Annotated in this window: 9 protein-coding genes; all 9 read right to left on the bottom strand. The window is 75.3% G+C overall.

Features of this window, described 5'->3' with window-relative positions:
- Positions 1-11 precede the first annotated feature (11 nt).
- The 9 genes from ACGFZP_RS17160 to ACGFZP_RS17200 all read right to left on the bottom strand — a co-directional run bounded on the left by ACGFZP_RS17160 (position 12) and on the right by ACGFZP_RS17200 (position 16940).
- Positions 12-1013 (bottom strand): TauD/TfdA family dioxygenase, encoded by a 1002-nt coding sequence (locus tag ACGFZP_RS17160; RefSeq protein ID WP_392933240.1) that lies wholly within the window; start codon positions 1011-1013, stop codon positions 12-14.
- Positions 1014-1021: 8 nt separating this feature from the next.
- Entirely contained in the window at positions 1022-1234 is a 213-nt protein-coding gene (locus ACGFZP_RS17165) for an MbtH family protein (protein ID WP_387949944.1), read from the bottom strand.
- A gap of 172 nt (positions 1235-1406) precedes the next feature.
- Positions 1407-2588 carry a cytochrome P450 gene (locus ACGFZP_RS17170; RefSeq protein ID WP_392933243.1) on the bottom strand — a complete coding sequence of 394 codons (1182 nt, stop codon included), beginning with the start codon at positions 2586-2588 and terminating at the stop codon, positions 1407-1409.
- Positions 2588-3370: a thioesterase II family protein gene (locus ACGFZP_RS17175; protein WP_392933246.1), complete on the bottom strand. Its 783-nt coding sequence runs from the start codon at positions 3368-3370 to the stop codon at positions 2588-2590. Before ACGFZP_RS17175 ends, ACGFZP_RS17170 begins: the two co-directional genes overlap by 1 nt.
- Entirely contained in the window at positions 3367-5199 is a 1833-nt protein-coding gene (locus tag ACGFZP_RS17180; RefSeq protein WP_392933249.1) for a non-ribosomal peptide synthetase, read from the bottom strand. The genes ACGFZP_RS17175 and ACGFZP_RS17180 overlap by 4 nt, the downstream gene beginning before the upstream one ends.
- Positions 5196-9653, bottom strand: a complete 4458-nt coding sequence (locus ACGFZP_RS17185; protein ID WP_392933252.1) for an amino acid adenylation domain-containing protein — start codon at positions 9651-9653, stop codon at positions 5196-5198. The genes ACGFZP_RS17180 and ACGFZP_RS17185 overlap by 4 nt, the downstream gene beginning before the upstream one ends.
- A 47-nt stretch (positions 9654-9700) precedes the next feature.
- Complete coding sequence (locus ACGFZP_RS17190) at positions 9701-14386, bottom strand: amino acid adenylation domain-containing protein (protein ID WP_392933254.1); 4686 nt, start codon at positions 14384-14386, stop codon at positions 9701-9703.
- A 263-nt stretch (positions 14387-14649) separates the two neighbouring features.
- Positions 14650-15927, bottom strand: a complete 1278-nt coding sequence (locus tag ACGFZP_RS17195; RefSeq protein WP_392933257.1) for a glutamate synthase-related protein — start codon at positions 15925-15927, stop codon at positions 14650-14652.
- Positions 15924-16940 (bottom strand): asparagine synthetase A, encoded by a 1017-nt coding sequence (locus ACGFZP_RS17200; RefSeq protein WP_392933260.1) that lies wholly within the window; start codon positions 16938-16940, stop codon positions 15924-15926. The genes ACGFZP_RS17195 and ACGFZP_RS17200 overlap by 4 nt, the downstream gene beginning before the upstream one ends.
- Positions 16941-16959: the final 19 nt, after the last annotated feature.

Raw genomic sequence — 16959 nt, forward strand, 5'->3', positions numbered from 1 at the left:
AGGTGCGCCGGTCAGGCCTGGGCGGGGACGACTGCGGGGAGCACGCTCGGGCGGCAGTCCAGGACGTCCACCGGGCGGCCCATGGCGACGGCGATCCGCCGGTCGCCGCGGAACGGGTCCCGGCCGTGGGCGCAGAGCACGTTGTCGACCAGCATCACGTCGCCGGCCTGCCAGGTCTCGCGGACGGTCGCGGCCCGGTAGGCCTCGTTGAGCGCCTCGACGTCCTCGCGGCCGAGCGGCTTCCCGTCGCCGAAGCCGGTGTTGAACGGGAACCCGTCCGGGCCGAACTCGTCGATCATCGCCTCCCGGATGTCCGGGTCGAGCGACCACTCGTTCCAGAAGGCGAGGTGGTTGAACCAGACCTCCTCGCCCGTCCCCGGGTGGCTGATCGTGCCGGGGCGCAGCTGGCTGGTGCGCAGGTTGCCGTCCGGCTGCCACTCCCAGGAGATGCCGTTCTCACGGCAGTAGGCCTCCACCTCGGAGCGCTCCTCGGTGTTGAAGGCGGTGCGCCAGCCGAGCGAGATGTAGTCCGAGTAGGTGCGGGTGAGGGTCCAGCCGGAGGACCGCATCCGGTCGACCAGGTGGTCGGGGAGCCCGGCGAGCACCCGGCGGCAGTCGGCGGTCGGGGTGGCGCCGCCCTCCTCCGGGGCGATCAGGCAGGCGAACAGCAGCCGGCCGGGGAAGGTCAGCGTGTAGCTGTTCTCGTTGTGCATCCGGATCGACTGGGCGGGCGGCAGGTCGGTGGACGAGAAGACGCCGTTGCCGAAGTCGCTGCGGGGGGTGGCCTTCTCGCGGTACGGGGTGGGCTCCGGGATGAGCACGTCGCGCACGGCGGCGACGTCCTCGGTGCCGGCGACCGGCAGGCCGCGCAGGAAGATCGTGCCGTGCCGGTGCAGGGCGTCGGTGAGCTCGGTCTCGTTCTCGCGCAGCCACTCGCAGGCCTCGCCGATGCCGGCGGTCCGCGGTGCGCGGGTGAGGGCCGGGCGGCCGGGGGTGAGTTCCCAGGTCAGCATGGCGGCGCTCACGCCCGGTCGAGGCCGGCGACCAGGCTCGCGGGCCTGATGTCGGTCCAGTTGGCCTCGATGTGGTCGAGGCAGCCCTGGCGGGTGTCCTCGCCGTGGACGGTGGTCCAGCCGGCCGGCACGTCGATCCAGACCGGCCACAGCGAGTGCTGGTTCTCGTCGTTGGCCAGCACGAGGTAGCCGGCGTTGTCGTCCTCGAACGGGTTCGTCATGGTGGTGTCCTCCTTGGGTTGATACGAAGCTATCGGCGGCCGATCGGGCCGAGCGGCACAAGGTCCGGCAGGAGAGCGGCAGTTCGGCGGTGCCGGTGCCGCCCAGCGGACGGGCGCCGGACGGCGGGTCGGCGCGGGGTCGGCGCGGGGTCGGCGCGGGGTCAGCGCGGGGTCAGCGCGGGGTCAGCCGGACGGGGAAGTGGTCCAGGCCGAAGTTGATGATCGAGCGGTTGTACTGCGGCGCAGCGGTCGGCTCGATCACCGAGACCCGCTCCAGGGCGGCGGAGAACAGCGCGCCGAGCTCGGCCTTGGCCAGCGGTGCGCCGATGCAGTAGTGGGCGCCGAGGCCCAGCGCGAGGTGCTTGTTGGGGGAGCGGTCGAGCCGGATCAGGTCGGGCCGGTCGAAGGCCTCCGGATCGCGGTTGGCGGACCACACCCAGACCGCGACCCGGTCGCCGCTGCGGATCTGCCGGCCGGCGAGCTCGGTGTCCCGGGAGGCGGTGCGCAGCGTGTGCAGGCCGACCGAGGTCCAGCGCAGCAGCTCGTCCACGGCGGAGTCCATCCCCACCTCGCCGCGCTGCAACTGCTGCCACAGCCCGGGGTTCTGGACGAGGGTGAGCAGGCCCATCGCGGCGGTGTGCCGGACGGTCTGGACACCGCCGACCACGATGTTGTCCAGGTTGAGCACCACGTCCTCCACCGGCAGCAGCCTGCCGCGGACCCGGTAGGTGGCCATCATGCTGATCAGGTCGTCGCGCGGGTCGGTGCGCCGCAGCATCACCTGGTGCATCAGATAGGGGATGAGCTGCTGGTGGCCGGCCCGGCGCTCCTCCGGGGTCCGCCCGAGGAAGGCGATGTCGCAGACCCGGACGACCATCTCGCGGTCCTTCTCCGGCACGTCGAGCAGGTCGCACATCACGGCGAGCGGCAGTGCGGAGACCACGTCGACCAGGTCGACCTCGCCCTGTTCCACGGCCCGGTCGAAGAGTTCGCCGGCCAGTTCGGCGATGCTGCGGGCGGCGCCGCGCACACCGCCCGGGGAGAAGAACGGGTTGGCGGGCGCCCGGAGTTCGCGGTGCCGGGGCGGGTCGGTGAGGGCCATCATCCGGCCCGATCCGACGGGTGTCTGGCCGGCCCCGGCGCCGAGCAGCGAGCCGCTCTCGGAGCTGTACACGGCGGCGTTGCGCAGCACCTCCGCGGAGTGCTGGTAGGAGAGCACCGACCAGACCGGCCCGTCGTCGACGGTGTCGGTGAGGTGGACGGGCGCCTCGCGGCGCAGCTCCTCGACCAGGGCGGGGGTGTCGGGCAGGGCCCACAGGCCCGGGTCGGTCAGGTCGACCGTGGTGCTGACCACTACTGCTCCCTGGGGTTTCGCTCGGGCAGGCGCCCGATGATCGAGGTCAGAAGGTCGACCGGGCCGGGACGGTCGACGGTGGCCAGCAGGTGTCCGCCGGGGACGACGTGGTGGCCGAAGGTGCGGCGGGTGTGCCGGGCCCAGCCGGCCGGCTCCGCGGTGTCGAGCATGGGGTCGTCCGCGCCGGCGACCGCGTACAGGTCGGCGGCGATCGGCGGGTGCGGGCGCGGCCGGTAGGTGTGGCTGACGGCGAGGTCGGTGCGGATGGCGGCGAGTGCCATCTCCTGCAACTCCGGTTCGGCTTGGACGAGTTCGCCCATCCCGGCGATCCGCAGCAGTTCGTCCGGGTCCTCCCGGGGGCGGACGTCCTCGGCCCAGTGGGCGGGCGGCGAGGCGGAGGCGGCGACCACCAGCTCGGGCTGCCGGTCGGCGGGCAGGGCGCGGGCCACCTCGTAGCCGAGCAGCGCGCCGAAGCTCTGCCCGTAGAAGCCGAACCGGCCGGTCAGATGCGGGGTCAGGGCCTCGACGACCGCCCGGACCAGCAGGTCGAAGGTGGCGGGCATGGGGTGGCGGCCGCGGCCGCCCCGGGCCGGCGGGCGCAGCGCCCAGACCTCGGCGGTCGGGGCCAGGGCGTGCGCCAGCGGGGTGTAGGCGGTGGCGTCACCGCCGGCGTGCGGGAAGCAGAACAGCCGGAACGGGCGGTGCGGTTGCGGCGCAGGGACGAGCAGCCAGTCGCCCTCGACCCGGGGCCGGCCGGGCCGGACCGGCGGGGCGCCGATCACCGGGTGGCCGCGCGACGGGCGGTGAGCGCGGGCCGGGGGGCGGCGCCGGCCTCGGCGGCGCGCCGCACGGAGGCGGTGAACTCGGCGAGGTCGGCGGCGTCCAGCAGGTGGCGGAGCTGGAGTTCGACGTTCAGCCGGCGGCGCAGCAGGTGGACGACGCGCAGGGCGGCGAGCGAGTGGCCGCCGAGGGCGAGGAAGTCGTCCTCGGGCGCGACGTCGGCCACCCCGAGCACGGTGCGCCAGACCTCGGCGACCTGCTCGTCCAGCCCGCCGCCGCCGGCGGCGGCCGGCGCGGCCTCCGCGGCCGGGAGCGGGAGGGCCCGGTAGTCGACCTTGCCGTTGGGGGTGAGCGGAAGCGCCTCCAGCACGGTGATCCCGGCCGGGACGAGGTGCGCGGGCAGGGCGGCCCGCAGCCGCTCCAGCAGGACGGGCGCGGTGGCGGTGCCGGTGACGTACCCGGTGAGCCGGTCGTCGCCCTCGGCGCTCCGGTGCACGGTGACGGCGGCGGCCCGGACGCCCTCCAGGGCGGCCAGCGCGTGCTCGATCTCGCCGAGCTCGATCCGGTAGCCGCGCAGCTTGACCTGGCGGTCGACCCGGCCGACGTACTCCAGCCGGCCCCCGGCGCCGCGCCTGGCCTGGTCCCCGGTGCGGTACATCCTCCCGCCGCCTGCGGCCGGGGCCGCGACGAACGGGTCGGCGACGAAGCGCCCGGCGGTGAGCCCGGGGTGGCCCGGGTAGCCGTGGGCGACGCCGGGGCCGGCCAGGTAGAGCTCGCCCACGGTGCCGTCGGCGACCGGCGCCAGCTTCTCGTCCAGCAGGTAGGCGCGCACGCCCGGCAGCGGCTCGCCGAGGTGCGGCCCGGGGCCGCTGATCGGGGCGGTGACGGCGTCCACGGTGCACTCGGTGGGCCCGTACAGGTTGAGGGCGTCGGCACCGGCCTCGGCGAGCTCCCGCCAGACGCGCTCGGGGACGGGCTCGCCGCCCATGAACAGCCGCGGCGGGCGGGTGCCGGCCAGCGGCTCGCGCAGCAGCTCCCAGTGCGAGGGGGTGAGGTCCAGGTCGGTGACGCCGTGCTCGGCGAGCAGGGCGGCGAGCCGGACCGGGTCGGCGCGCCGGGCCTCGTCGATCACCACGACGGTGTCGCCGCGGCAGATCCGGGCCCACTGCTGGACGGAGGCGTCGAAGGAGACGCTGGCGTTCCAGCCGACCACGCCCGGCTCGGGCCGGTAGGCGCCGCTCTGCTCCAGTGCGGTGACCAGTGCGGCGACGGCGCCGCGGGGCACCTCCACACCCTTGGGCCGGCCGGTCGAGCCGGAGGTGTAGATCACGTACGCGGAGTCGAGGGGGTGGGCGCCGTCGGGGAGCTCCGGGCCGTCGGCGGCGGCGTCCGGGCGCAGCACCGGGACGCCGTCCGGCACCGGGACGGCGCCGTCGGCGCTGATCAGCGCGGTGAGCCCGGCGTCGGAGGCCATGAAGGCCAGCCGCTCGGCCGGGTAGGCCGGGTCGAGCGGCACGTAGGCGGCGCCGGCCCGCCAGACGGCGAGCAGGGCGACCGGCAGGTCGGTGGTGCGGGCCAGGTGGACGCCGACCCGGTCGCCCCGCCGGACGCCGTGGGCGCGCAGGGCGCGGGCCAGGGCGGCGGTGCGGCGGTCGAGTCCGGCGAAGTCGAGGCTGCCGTCGGCGCCCTGGACGGCCGTCCGGCCGGGGTGGGCGGCGACCACGGCGCGCAGCCGGGTCAGCAGGTCCGTGGCGGGGCCGGCGGTGGCGGGTCCGGCGGCGGCAGGGACGGTGGCGGCAGGGACGGTGGCGGTGGCGGGGGCGGCGGTCATGCGCGGTACTCCTCGGTCCGGAGGGCGCGTCGGGCGGACGCGGCCAGGTCGTGAAGGGTCGCCGTGTAGGCGTCGATGAAGGTCTCGGCGGTGGAGTCGTCGACCACGGACTGCTGGTGGTCCACGGCGAGCAGCACCCGCTGCGAGACCGGGTCCTGGATCAGCGAGGCGCCGAAGGCGAAGCTGTTGGGCTCGTGCCGCAGGGTCGGCTCGCAGCCGATCCGGCCGTCCACGATGCTGGCCGAGCTGAGCCGGCCCAGCGCGTGGAAGCGCAGGTAGCCGAACTGGCTGTCGAGCCCGGTGTCGGCCATCAGGCGGGCGAGCCGGGCGAACGGCACCCGGCGGTGCGGCATCATGTCCAGCTCCTCCCGGTGCACCTCGCGCACCAGGCCGAGGAGGTCCTCGGTCGGCTCGCAGACCAGCGGGACGGTGTTGAGGAAGAGCCCGTACACCTCGGTGCCGCCGAGCCGCTCCAGCCGGCCGTTCATGGCCAGGCCGGTGGTGACCCGCCGCCGTCCGGTGATGTGCGCGAGGGCGCGCAGATGCGCGGCCAGCGCGACGGACTTGACCGGGACGGCCAGCGCGTCCGCGACCAGCCGCAGCTGGCCGGGCGCCTCGGGCAGTACCCGCTCGACGGTGCGCGGCAGTTCGTGGACGCCGGCGCTGCCGGACCAGAGCTGGCCGCCGGCCCCGCTGAGCCGGCCGCGCCAGTACTCCAGCGAGCGCTGGTCGGCGGCGGCCTCCCGTTCGACCTCCACGAAGTCCCGGAAGGACGAGCGCGGCGCCGGCGTCGGTGCGCTCCCCGGGTCGGCGGCCAGCGCGGCGTGCCGTTCCAGGAGCTCGGTGAGCAGCGAGGTGAAGCTCCAGCCGTCCAGGATGGCGTGGTGCTCGGAGACGGTCAGCTGGAAGGCGCGCTCCGCGAGCCGCTGCACGGTGATCCGGAACAGCGGCGGGGCGCTCAGGTCGAACGGCCGCTCCCGGTGCTCGTCGAAGACGGCCCGGACGGCCGCGTCCTGGTCCTCGACCGCGCGCAGGTCGGCGAACCCGACGGGCGCGGGGAGCGCGCCGTACACCAGCTGCAGGGGTTCGCCGTAGCCGGACAGGTCCAGCCCGGTGCGCAGGACGGGGTGGCGCTCCATCGCCTCGGCGACGGAGCGGCGGAACGCCTCCTCGTCGAGGTCGCCGGAGATCCGGTAGGAGTTGACGTTGTGGTAGCTGTCCGTGCCCCCGGCGATCTCCATGTGGAAGACCATGCTGAGCTGCATGGACACCATCGGATAGGCGTCCACCACCTCGGGCGGCAGGTCGGCGCGGTCCTCCCCGCAGACCAGCGCGAAGGGCTCGGCGGCGCCCCGGTCGGCGGCGACCGGCTCGGCGAGCGGCAGCAGGGCGGCCACGGTCGGGGCGTTGAAGACGTCCCGCAGGGTGACCTCCCAGCCGCGCTCGTGCAGCGCCCCGGCGAGCTGGACGGCCCGGATGGAGTCCCCGCCGAGGTGGAAGAAGTCGTCGTGGACACCGATCCCCTCGACCCCGAGCACCTGCGACCAGACGGCGGCGAAGGCCTCCTCGTCGGGGGTGCGCGGCTCGACGTGCCCGTCGCCGGCGGCGGCGACCCGCAGGCCAGGGGCGGGCAGCGCCGCCCGGTCCACCTTGCCGTTGACGGTGAGCGGCAGCGCGTCCAGGACGGTCACCGAGGCCGGGACCATGTACTCGGGCAGCGAGCGGCCCAGGAAGGCCCGGACGTCGGCCGGTTCGCGCCCGGTGACGTACGCGGCGAGCCGGTCGTCGTGCACGGTGACCACGCAGGCGTCCACGTCCGGGTGGGCGCTCAGGGCGTTCTCGATCTCGCCGAGCTCGATCCGGAAGCCGCGCAGCTTGACCTGGAAGTCGGCGCGTCCGACGTACTCCAGCCCGCCGTCGGCCAGCCGCCTGGCGACGTCGCCGGTGCGGTACAGCCGGGCGCCGGGCGGCCCGTACGGGTCGGCGACGAACCGCCCGGCGGTGAGGCCGGGCCGGCCCCAGTAGCCGTGGGCGAGGCTGCCGCCGCCGATGTACAGCTCGCCGGGCCGGCCGGCCGGGCAGGGCCGCAGCCAGTCGTCCAGGACGAGCGCGGTGAGGTGCGGCATGGGTGCGCCGATCAGGCTGCGCTCGAAGCCCGCCGCGCTGCCGGCCACGTCGTGGGTGGTGACGTGGACGGTGGTCTCGGTGATCCCGTACAGGTTGCAGAGCCGGGCCGGCGGCAGCGGGTCGAGGTCGAACCAGCGCTGCACCACGGCAGGGTCGAGCGCCTCGCCGCCCAGCATGATCCACTTCAGCGCGGGCAGGGCGCGCGGGCTGCGCCGCAGCTCGGGCTCCAGCTGGCGCAGCGCCGACGGGGTGAGGCAGAGGTAGGAGACCCGCTCGTCGTCCAGCAGCCGGGCGAACTCCTCGGGGGAGCGGCTGGTCAGATAGGGCACGACCACCAGGCGGGCGCCGTGCAGCAGGGCGCCCCACAGCTCCCAGACCGTCCAGTCGAAGGCGTAGCTGTGGAAGAGCGTCCACACCTCGTCCGGTCCGAAGGAGAAGTGCTCGCGCCCGGAGTCCATCAGCCGGCTGACGTGCTCGTGGGCGACGGCGACGCCCTTGGGCCGACCGGTGGAGCCGGAGGTGAAGATCACGTAGGCGACGTCCCCGGGCCGGCCGGCGGCCGGCGGGCGGGTGTCGGGCCGGGCGGCGAGCTCCTCGGCGCGCGCGGCCAGGTCGAGGAGCTGCCACGGGCCGTCCGGCACCCGGTCCGGGCGGTCGGTGACGACCAGGGCGACGCCGGTGTCGCCGAGGACGAGCGAGGCGCGGTCGGCGGGCGCCGCGGGGTCGACCGGCACGTAGGCGGCGCCGGTCTTCAGCACCGCGAGGACGGCGACCGGGATGTCGGCGGTCCGGTCCAGCAGCAGGCCGACCCGGTCGCCGGCGCCGACGCCCCGGGCGAGCAGGGCGTGCGCGAGGCGGTTGGCGCGCCGGTCGAGTTCGCGGTAGTCGAGCGTCCCGGCCTGGTCGCTGACGGCGGGCCGGTCCCCGTAGGCGTCCGCCGCCGCCTCGAAGAGGTGGTGCAGGCAGCGCCCCTCGGCGAGCGCGGCCGGCTCCTCGGGCCGTCCGCCGCCGGTCAGTTGCAGCACCGTGGTGTCGGGGCCGTCCAGCGCGGCGGTGAGCAGCTCCTGCCAGTCGGCGGCCAGCCGCCGGACGGTCGGCGGGTCGAAGAGGTCGCTGCTGTACTCGGCCTCGCCGCGCAGCTCGCCGTCGTCGAAGACCGACCAGGTGAGGTCGAACTTGCTGGTGCCGTTGGAGCGGACCCGGCGCTCGGCGGCGGCCGGCCCGAGGGCGAGCGGTGTCCGGTCCTCGGTGTGCGCGCCGAACACCACCTGGACCAGCGGCGGGTGCTGGGCGGTGCGGGCGGTGCCCAGGTGGTCGACCAGCTGGTCGAAGGGCACGTCGAGGTAGCCGAAGGCGTCGAAGGCGGCGTCCTGGACGTGCTCCAGCAGCTCACGGAAGGTCATCCCCGGGGCGAGTCCGATCCGCAGCGGCAGCAGGTTGACGAAGTAGCCGACCAGGTCCTCCAGTTCCGGCCGGTTGCGGGTGGTCACCGGGGTGCCGACGACCAGGTCGTCGGCGCCGGTCCAGCGGTTCAGCAGCAGCGCGAAGGCGGCCAGCTGGACGGTGAACGGGGTCACGCCCTCCTGTTCGGCCAGGGCGCGCACCCGGGCGGCGGTGCCGGCGGCGGGCCCGAAGGCCTCGGTGCGGCCGGCCTGGCCGCGCTCGGCGGGCCGGGGCCGGTCGGTGGGCAGCTCCAGCAGCGCCGGGGCGCCGTCCAGCCGGTCCTTCCAGTACGCCAGGTGCTCCTCGAAGGAGGCGCCGAGCTCCTCGATCGCGTAGTCCGCGTACTGGGCGGTGAGCTCGGGCAGCCGGGCCTCGCGCCCTTCGATCAGGGCGCCGTACAGCTCGGCCAGTTCGCGCTCGAAGACCTCGGCGGACCAGCCGTCCCAGACGATGTGGTGGACGACCAGCAGGACGGTGGTGCGCTCGTCGGCCAGCCGGAGCGCCTCGGCCCGCAGCAGCGGACCGGTGGCGAGGTCGAAGGGCTCGGCGGAGCGCTCGGTGAGCAGCAGCTCGGCCCGCTCGTCGCGCTCGGCCGCGGGCAGCCCGCGCAGGTCGGTGACGGCGAGCGGGACGGCGAGCGAGCGGTGCACCTGCTGGCGGGGGCCGTCGGGGTGCAGCGCGAAGGTGGTGCGCAGCGCCTCGTGCCGGGCCACCACGCCGTCCAGCGCCTGCTGCAGCAGCGGCGGCTCCAGCGGGCCGGTGACGTCGAACACCCACGGGGTGCTGTAGGTGGCGGCCTGCGGCTGCCACTGGTCGAGGAACCAGAGCCCGCGCTGCAGCCCCGAGGCGGGGGCGGTGCGGACCAGGTCGTCGGACGGGCTCACGGCCTCGCTCCTCATCTGCGGGATCCCCCCGGTCGGGGTGCGGCCCGTCATCGGGCGGCCAGCCGTTCGGCGATGGCGCTCACGGTCTTGGCCCGGAACACCACGTGCGGCGGGACGCGGGTCCCGGTCTCCCGGGAGAGCCGCATCGCGACCCGGACGGCGGCCAGCGAGTTGCCGCCGATCCGGAAGAAGTTGTCCTCGCGCCCGACCTCCGCGAGGTCCAGGACCTCGCGCACGGCGTCGGCGACGAGGCGTTCGGTCGGGCTCAGCGCGTCGGCCGGCGCGGGGGCCGCGCGGCGTTCGGCGGGGGCGGGCAGCGCCCGGCGGTCGATCTTGCCGTTGGGGTTGAGCGGCAGCGCGGCCAGCACGTCGAGGGTCGCGGGGACCATGTGCGCGGGCAGCAGCCGGGCCAGGTGGTCGAGCAGCGCGTCCTGGTCCGGCACGGTGGTCCCGGCGGTGACGTAGGCGGCGAGCCGCTGGTCGCCGGGGACCGGCTCGTGGACGGTCACCGCGGCCTCCCGGACGTCCGGGTGCCGGGTGAGCAGGTCCTCGATCTCGCCCGGTTCGACCCGGAAGCCGCGGATCTTGATCTGGTCGTCGATCCGGCCGGTGATCTCCAGGACGCCCTCGGCGGTGCGGTGGCCCAGGTCGCCGGTCCGGTAGAGCCGCTGCCCGTCGCCGCCGAACGGCGAGGCGACGAAGCGCTCGGCGGTGAGCGCCGGGCGGCCGACGTACCCGTAGGCCAGGCCGCTGCCGGACGCGTACAGCTCGCCCGTCACCCCCGGCTCGACCGGCTGCAGCCGCTCGTCCAGGACGTGGATCCCCTTGCCGTGCAGCGGCCGCCCGATCGGGACGGAGGCCGCGCCGGTGTCGGCGGGGGTGACCTCGTGGCAGGTGGTCAGGCCGAGGCTCTCCACCGGGCCGTAGCCGTTGGCGACCCGCAGGCCGGGGTGGTTCTCCAGGGCCTTGGCGACATGGGTGACGGAGGCCCGCTCACCGGCGGTGAAGGCCGTCTTCAGGCCGGTGTAGGTGTCCGGGAACTCCTCCAGCAGGAAGTTGAACAGGCTGGCGGAGAGCTGGAGCTGGGTCACCCCGTGGCGCCGGGTGAGGGCGGCGATGGTCTCCGGGTCGGGGCGCTGGCCGGGCTGCAGGACGCAGGTGCCGCCGAACACCAGGGCGCCGTACAGCTCCAGGGCGAAGGCGTCCCAGGAGACCGGCGAGCACTGCAGCCAGACCTCCTCGGGGCCGAAGCGGGCGTAGTCCTGGCCGAGGTAGGTTCCGGTCAGCGCCCGGTGCGGGACGGCCACGCCCTTGGGGCGGCCGGTGGAGCCGGAGGTGAACATCACGCAGGCCAGGTCGTCGCCGCCGACCGCCGTCCCGGGGTCGTGCCCGGGGCGGGTGGCCAGGGCGGCGGCGTCCTCGTCCAGGTCCAGGTGGTGCGCCACCGGGAACGGCGGGGTGGCGTGCCGGTGGGTGACCAGCAGCCGGGCCCCGCTGTCGGCGACCGCCCCGGCCAGCCGCTCGGCCGGGAAGTCCGGGTCGAGCAGGGTGTACGCGGCGCCGGTCTTGAGCGCCGCCAGCAGCGCGGTCACCAGGTCGGGTCCGCGCTCCACCAGCACCGCCACGGTGTCGCCGCGGCCCACGCCGAGCCCGGCCAGGTGGTGGGCGAGCCGGTTGGCGCCGGCGTTCAACCCGCCGTACGTCACCCGCTCCTCGCCGGCCACCAGGGCGAGGGCCTGCGGGGTGCGGGCGGCCCGCTCCTCGAAGAGGGCGTGCACGGGCACCTCGACGGCGGCGGCCAGGGTGGCGAGCCAGCCGTCGCAGAGCCCGGCCATGGTGGCGGCCTCGAACAGGTCGCTGTCGTACTCGAAGCGGCCGGTGAAGCCGGTGCCGCGGTCGTCGACGGAGATCGACAGGTCGAACCGGGAGACCGGGTTGGAGTGCAGCTCGCGGGTGACCTCGGCGCCGCCGACGGTCAGCGGGCGGGTGTCCAGCGGGTGCAGCTCCAGCAGCACCTGGCAGAGCGGGTTGCGGTCCTCCGGGCGGTCCTCCAGCACCGCGCCCGCGATGTCGTCGAACGGCGCGTCCTGGTGCCGGTAGCCGCCGATCGACACCTCGCGCACGTGCCGCACCAGCTCGCGGAACGACACGTCCTCCCCGACCCGCACGCGCAGCGGCAGCAGGTTGACGAAGTAGCCGATCAGGCCGTCGAGTTCGGTCCGGCCGCGGACGCTCACCGGGGAGCCCAGCACCAGGTCGCGCTGACCGGTGCGGCGGTGCAGGGTGAGCGCGAGCGAGGCCAGCAGCACCATGAACGGGGTGGCGTCCTCGCTGCGGGCGAGCTCCCGGACGGCCTCGGCCACCGGGGCCGGCATCGCGAAGCGGTGGAAGGCGCCGCGGAAGGCCTGCACCTCCGGCCTGGGGTGGTCGGCGGGCAGCACCGGATCGGTCGGGGCGTCGGCCAACTGCTCTCGCCAGTATTCCAGTTGGCGCTCGGCCTCGGCCTCGTCCCGGTACTGCCAGGCGCTGTAGTCGGCGTACTGCACGGGCGGCTCGGGCAGGTCGGCCGGGCGGCCCTCGACGAGCGCCGCGTACAGCTCCTGGAGCTCGCCCTCCAGGACGGGCAGCGAGCCCTCGTCCCAGACGATGTGGTGGCAGAGCAGCAGCATCGTGGTCGCGTCGCCGGCCCGGAACACCCGGGCCCGCAGCAGCGGACCGGTCTCCAGGTCGAACGGTTCGAGCGCGGCCTCGGCGAGCAGGCCGTCGACCAGCCCGGCCGTGGTGTCGACCAGGGTGAACGGCAGCTCCACCGACGGGTGGACGACCTGCCGGGGCCCGTCCTCGCCGAGGACGAAGGTGGTGCGCAGGCTCTCGTGGCGCGCCACCACGCCCGCCAGGGCGGCCCGCAGCAGCTCCGGGTCCACCGGGCCGGCGAAGCGGAACACCCACGGCACCAGGTACGTCGGCGCGCCCGGGTTCCACTGCTCCAGGAACCACAGGCCGCGCTGGAACTTCGACAGCGGCGCCTCGGTGGCACCGGCCCTGGTCAGGGCCGGCCGCTCGCCGCCGCCGCCTGTGCCGGCCGTCACCGCCGCGGCGAACCCGGCCAGCGTCGGCGCGTCGAAGATGGTGTACGGCGACACCATGCCGAACACGTCGAAGACCCGGCCGACCACCCGCACCGCCGTCAGCGAATCGCCGCCGAGGTGGAAGAAGTTGTCGTCGGCACCGACCTCGGGCACCCCGAGAACGTCCGACCAGACCGCCGCGATCAGCTGCTCGGCCGGGGTGCGCGGGGGGCGCCGGCCGGGCCGGGCGGCGGGCACCGGCTGCGGCGCGGGCAGCGCGGCCCGGTCCACCTTGCCGCCGGCGGTCAACGGGAAGGCGTCCAGGGCGGTCAGGGTCGCCGGGATCATGTGCTCGGGGAGCCGCTCGGCGAGGTGCGCGCGGACGGCGGCGTACTCGGGCGCGGTACCGGTGACGTAGGCGGCCAGGCGGCCCTCGTGGGCCACCACCACGCACCCGGCGACGCCCGGGTGGGCGGCCAGGACCTGCTCGATCTCGCCGGGTTCGACCCGGAAGCCGCGGATCTTGACCTGGTGGTCGGCGCGGCCGACGAACTCCAGCGCGGCGTCCTCGGCCGGCCGCCGGACGAGGTCCCCGGTGCGGTACATCCGGGCGCCCGGGTCGGCGGCGAACGGGTCCGCCACGAACCGTCCGGCGGTCTGCCCCGGCCGGCCCAGGTAGCCGGAGGCCAGCAGCGGGCCGCCGACGAAGAGTTCGCCCGTCGTGCCGGGCGGGCACGGCCGCAGCCGCTCGTCCAGCACGTAAAGCCGGCGCTCGCCCAGTGCGGTGCCGATCGGCACGACGCCCGCCTCCGGGGCCGCCGCGGTGCCGGCCGCCTCGTGCACGGTGGCGGTGACGGTGGTCTCGGTCGGCCCGTACGCGTTGAGCAGCGGCACGCCCGTGGCCGCCCACCAGCCGGCCGCGGTGTCGGGGTGCAGCCGGTCGCTGCCGGAGATCATCAGCCGCAGCGAGCGGGGGGCCCGGCCGCGCTCGCGCACCGCCGCGACCACGTCCTGGAAGTACCCGGCGGCCAGGTTGGCCACGGTGACGCCCTCGGCGTCCAGCAGGTCGAGCAGGGCGGCCGGGGCCAGCAGCTGCTGCTCCGGGATCACCACACAGGCGCCGGCGCAGAGCGCGGTGAGCACCTGCTCGACGGCCACGTCGACGGTCGGCCGGGCGAAGTGCAGCACCACGTCGTCCGGGGTGAGGCCGAACCGCTCGGCGGCGGCCGCCAGATGGCCGGTCAGCGCGGCGAGCGGCACGTGCACGCCCTTGGGGCGGCCGGTGGTGCCCGAGGTGTAGATGACGTACCCGGCCCCGGCGTCGGCCGCGGCCGGGCCGTCCAGCGCGGTGAGCTCCTCGCCGGCCAGGGCGAGGGAGGCGCCCGCGTCCTCGGCGATCCAGCGGTTGCGCTCCTCGGGGGCCTCCCGGTCCAGCGGCAGATAGGTGGCGCCGGCCCGGAAGGCCGCCAGCATCGCGACGATGTGGTCGAGCCGGTCGCGGCCGGTGACGGCGAGCGTCCGGCCGGGGGCGATCCGGTCGGCCAGCGCTCCGCTCAGCTCGTCGAGCTCCCGGTAGCGGACCGTCCGGCCGCCGAGCCGCACGGCCGGTCGCTCCGGGTACCGGCGCGCCGTGGATTCGAATGGGAAACCGCGTGAGGACATCATCCAACCCCGATGAATTGATGAAACAATGGCGACGATCTCGACGATAGGGCGAATTCACCGGCCCGATCGGCAGAAAGCGGGGAAGGAAATGGGCAGTTTCCGACTGCCGCTTTCCGCCGACCGCTCTCCGGGTGGTTCGCATTTCCGGCGGCGCCGTTCGGACGGTTTTCCGGGCGCCGTTCTCCGGGGATTCTTTGATTTCCGTCGGCTGCTCCCGGGCCGTGCGTTCCGGGTCCCGGGCCGTGCGTTCCGAATCCCGGGCCCTAGCGGCCGGGCTCCGCGGGGGACCAGACGTCGTCGCGGTCCAGGGCCTGCGGCGTGTACTTTCCGAGCGCGCTGATCAGCAGGCGGAGCTCCAGGGCCAGGCACCGGGTGAAACGGGTCAGACCGGCGTCCCGGTCCTCGGCCGCGGCGAGCAGTGCGGCCCGTCCGAGGCCCACCGCGCGGGCCCCCAGGGCCAGGCTCTTGACGGCCCGGCTGCCCTCCCAGATCCGGCCGGAGACCAGCAGACAGGGCGGCGGGTCGTCGGCCAGCCGGCGCAGGCACTCCGCCAGCGGAAGCCCGACGTGCCGCGGGAAGGCCCCGGGCGCCCAGCCGGTGCCGCCCTCGGCGCCGTCCACCGTGACGGCGTCCGCCCCGGCCTCGGCGGCCACCCGGGCGGCCTGCGCGACGTCCCGGCCGGGGTGCAGCTTCACCCAGACCCGCGCCCGCGGGAAGTTGTTGCGCATCAACCGGACCTGCTGGCGCAGGATCTCCGCGGTGAAGGTGCCCGGGGTGCCGGAGCGCAGCACCCGGCCCTCGCCGAACACCGGGTCCAGGCCGTACCGGTCGCCGATCCGTGCGGCCGCCTCGGCGTCCAGCACCGTCATGCCGCCGAGGCCGGGCTTGGCGCCCTGGCCCACCTTCAGTTCGAAGGCCAGCCGCCCGGACTCCAGCAGCGGCAGCGCCGCCGGGTCGCTGTAGACCAGGTTCCACACCTCCGCGTCGGCGTCCTCGGTGCTCTGCTGGACGGCCACCCCGCCCAGGCCGTCCGCGCCGCCGTCCGCGAGCCCGTCCGCGAGGCCGTCGGTGTAGGCCCGCAGCCGGCCCAGCAGCGCGCGGTCGGCGTCCTCGCCGAGCCGGCCGTAGCCGTTCACCGGCACCACGTTCTCGCCGATCACCATCGGCACGCCGAGCGCGCCGGCCTGGCGGGAGAGGGCGAGGCCGAGGTCGCCGCCGGCCGCCCGGGTGGAGCCCAGCGCGGAGACGTAGACCGGCAGCGCCGAGCGGAACCCGCCGATGTCGGTGGCGAGTTCGACGTCCCGGTAGTCCGGCTCCCGGCCGAGGTCGATCAGCCGCGCCAGCCGCTGCGGCATGAAAACCGGCGGCACCAGGCGCAGCGCGTCCAGCGCGTCCGGCCGGTCGGCCGTACCGTCCGGACGCCCGGCGCCGAACAGCACCCGGCCGTACTCCCCGGCGGGCGGGAAGGCGGCCGCCGGGCCGGTGCGGGCCCGCAGTCGGACCTCCTCCTCGGGGAAGTCCGGTGCCACCAGGTCGCTCACGGCGACACCACCCCGGCCAGCTTGGGGAAGGCACTGGCCTGCCAGACGGCGTCCAGCCCGGCGACGTAGCGGGTCAGCCGCTCGACGCCGATGCCGAAGCCGGCGCTGGCGGGCACGCCCTCCCGCACCAGGTCCAGGTACCAGCGGTACTTCTGCGGGTTCTCGCCGGTCTCCCGCATCCGGGTCACGATGTCGGCGTAGTCGTTGGTGCGCTGGCTGCCGCTGCACAGCTCGCCGTAGCCCTCCGGTGCGAGCAGGTCGAAGTTGCGCAGCAGGCCCGGCTGTTCGGGGCACTCGCGGTCGTAGAAGCCGCGCGAGCCCTTCGGGTAGTCGGTGACGAACAGCGGGCGGTCCCGCCGGGAGGACAGCAACGCCTCGCCGGCCCAGTCGAGTTCGGCGTCCGGGCTCTGCGGGTGGCCCGCGCCGCGCAGCTCGGCGACGGCCTCGGAGTGCCGCATCCGTCCGAACGAGCCCTTCAGCAGCTCGGTGAACGCGCCGACGTCCCGGCCGAGTTCGGCGAAGTCCTTGGGCAGCTCACGGACGGTGGCGGCGACCGTGTGCACCACCAGGTCCTCGACCAGTTGGACGGCCTCGTCGCGGTCGGCGCCCGCGACCTCCACGTCGAGCTGGTGGAACTCGGCCAGGTGGCGGCTGGTGCCGGCCGTCTCCAGCGGCTCGAGACGGACGTTCGGCGCGATGCAGAAGATCTTGTCGAAGGCCAGCAGCGAGGCCTGCTTGTACAGGATGGCGCTGGTCATCAGCTTGTAGCGGTGCCCGTAGAAGTCGATGTCGACCTGCTTGGAGCCGCGCGCGCCCGGGTCGGTCACCGGGCCGATGATCGGCGGCAGCAGCTCGGTGAACCCGTGGCCGCGCAGGTACTCCCGGGCCGAGCTGAGCAGTTGGTGCTGGATCCGCAGCGCGCTGCGGGTGGTCGGTGATGTCAGGTGCCGCCCGGGGTCGGTGGGCGGTGTGCGCCCGGGGCCGGTCGTCGCGGTGAGCCCGTCTTCGGTCATGGCGTAGGAGTCCCATCCC

The organism is Kitasatospora sp. NPDC048239 (assembly GCF_043202015.1).
Taxonomy (GTDB): Bacteria; Actinomycetota; Actinomycetes; order Streptomycetales; family Streptomycetaceae; genus Kitasatospora.

Bases quoted from the DNA above. Each gene is read 5' to 3' on its own strand.
- ACGFZP_RS17160 (WP_392933240.1), bottom strand. From the start codon at position 1,013: ATGCTGACCTGGGAACTCACCCCCGGCCGCCCGGCCCTCACCCGCGCA.
- ACGFZP_RS17165 (WP_387949944.1), bottom strand. From the start codon at position 1,234: ATGACGAACCCGTTCGAGGACGACAACGCCGGCTACCTCGTGCTGGCC.
- ACGFZP_RS17180 (WP_392933249.1), bottom strand. From the start codon at position 5,199: ATGACCGCCGCCCCCGCCACCGCCACCGTCCCTGCCGCCACCGTCCCT.
- ACGFZP_RS17190 (WP_392933254.1), bottom strand. From the start codon at position 14,386: ATGATGTCCTCACGCGGTTTCCCATTCGAATCCACGGCGCGCCGGTAC.
- ACGFZP_RS17200 (WP_392933260.1), bottom strand. From the start codon at position 16,940: ATGACCGAAGACGGGCTCACCGCGACGACCGGCCCCGGGCGCACACCG.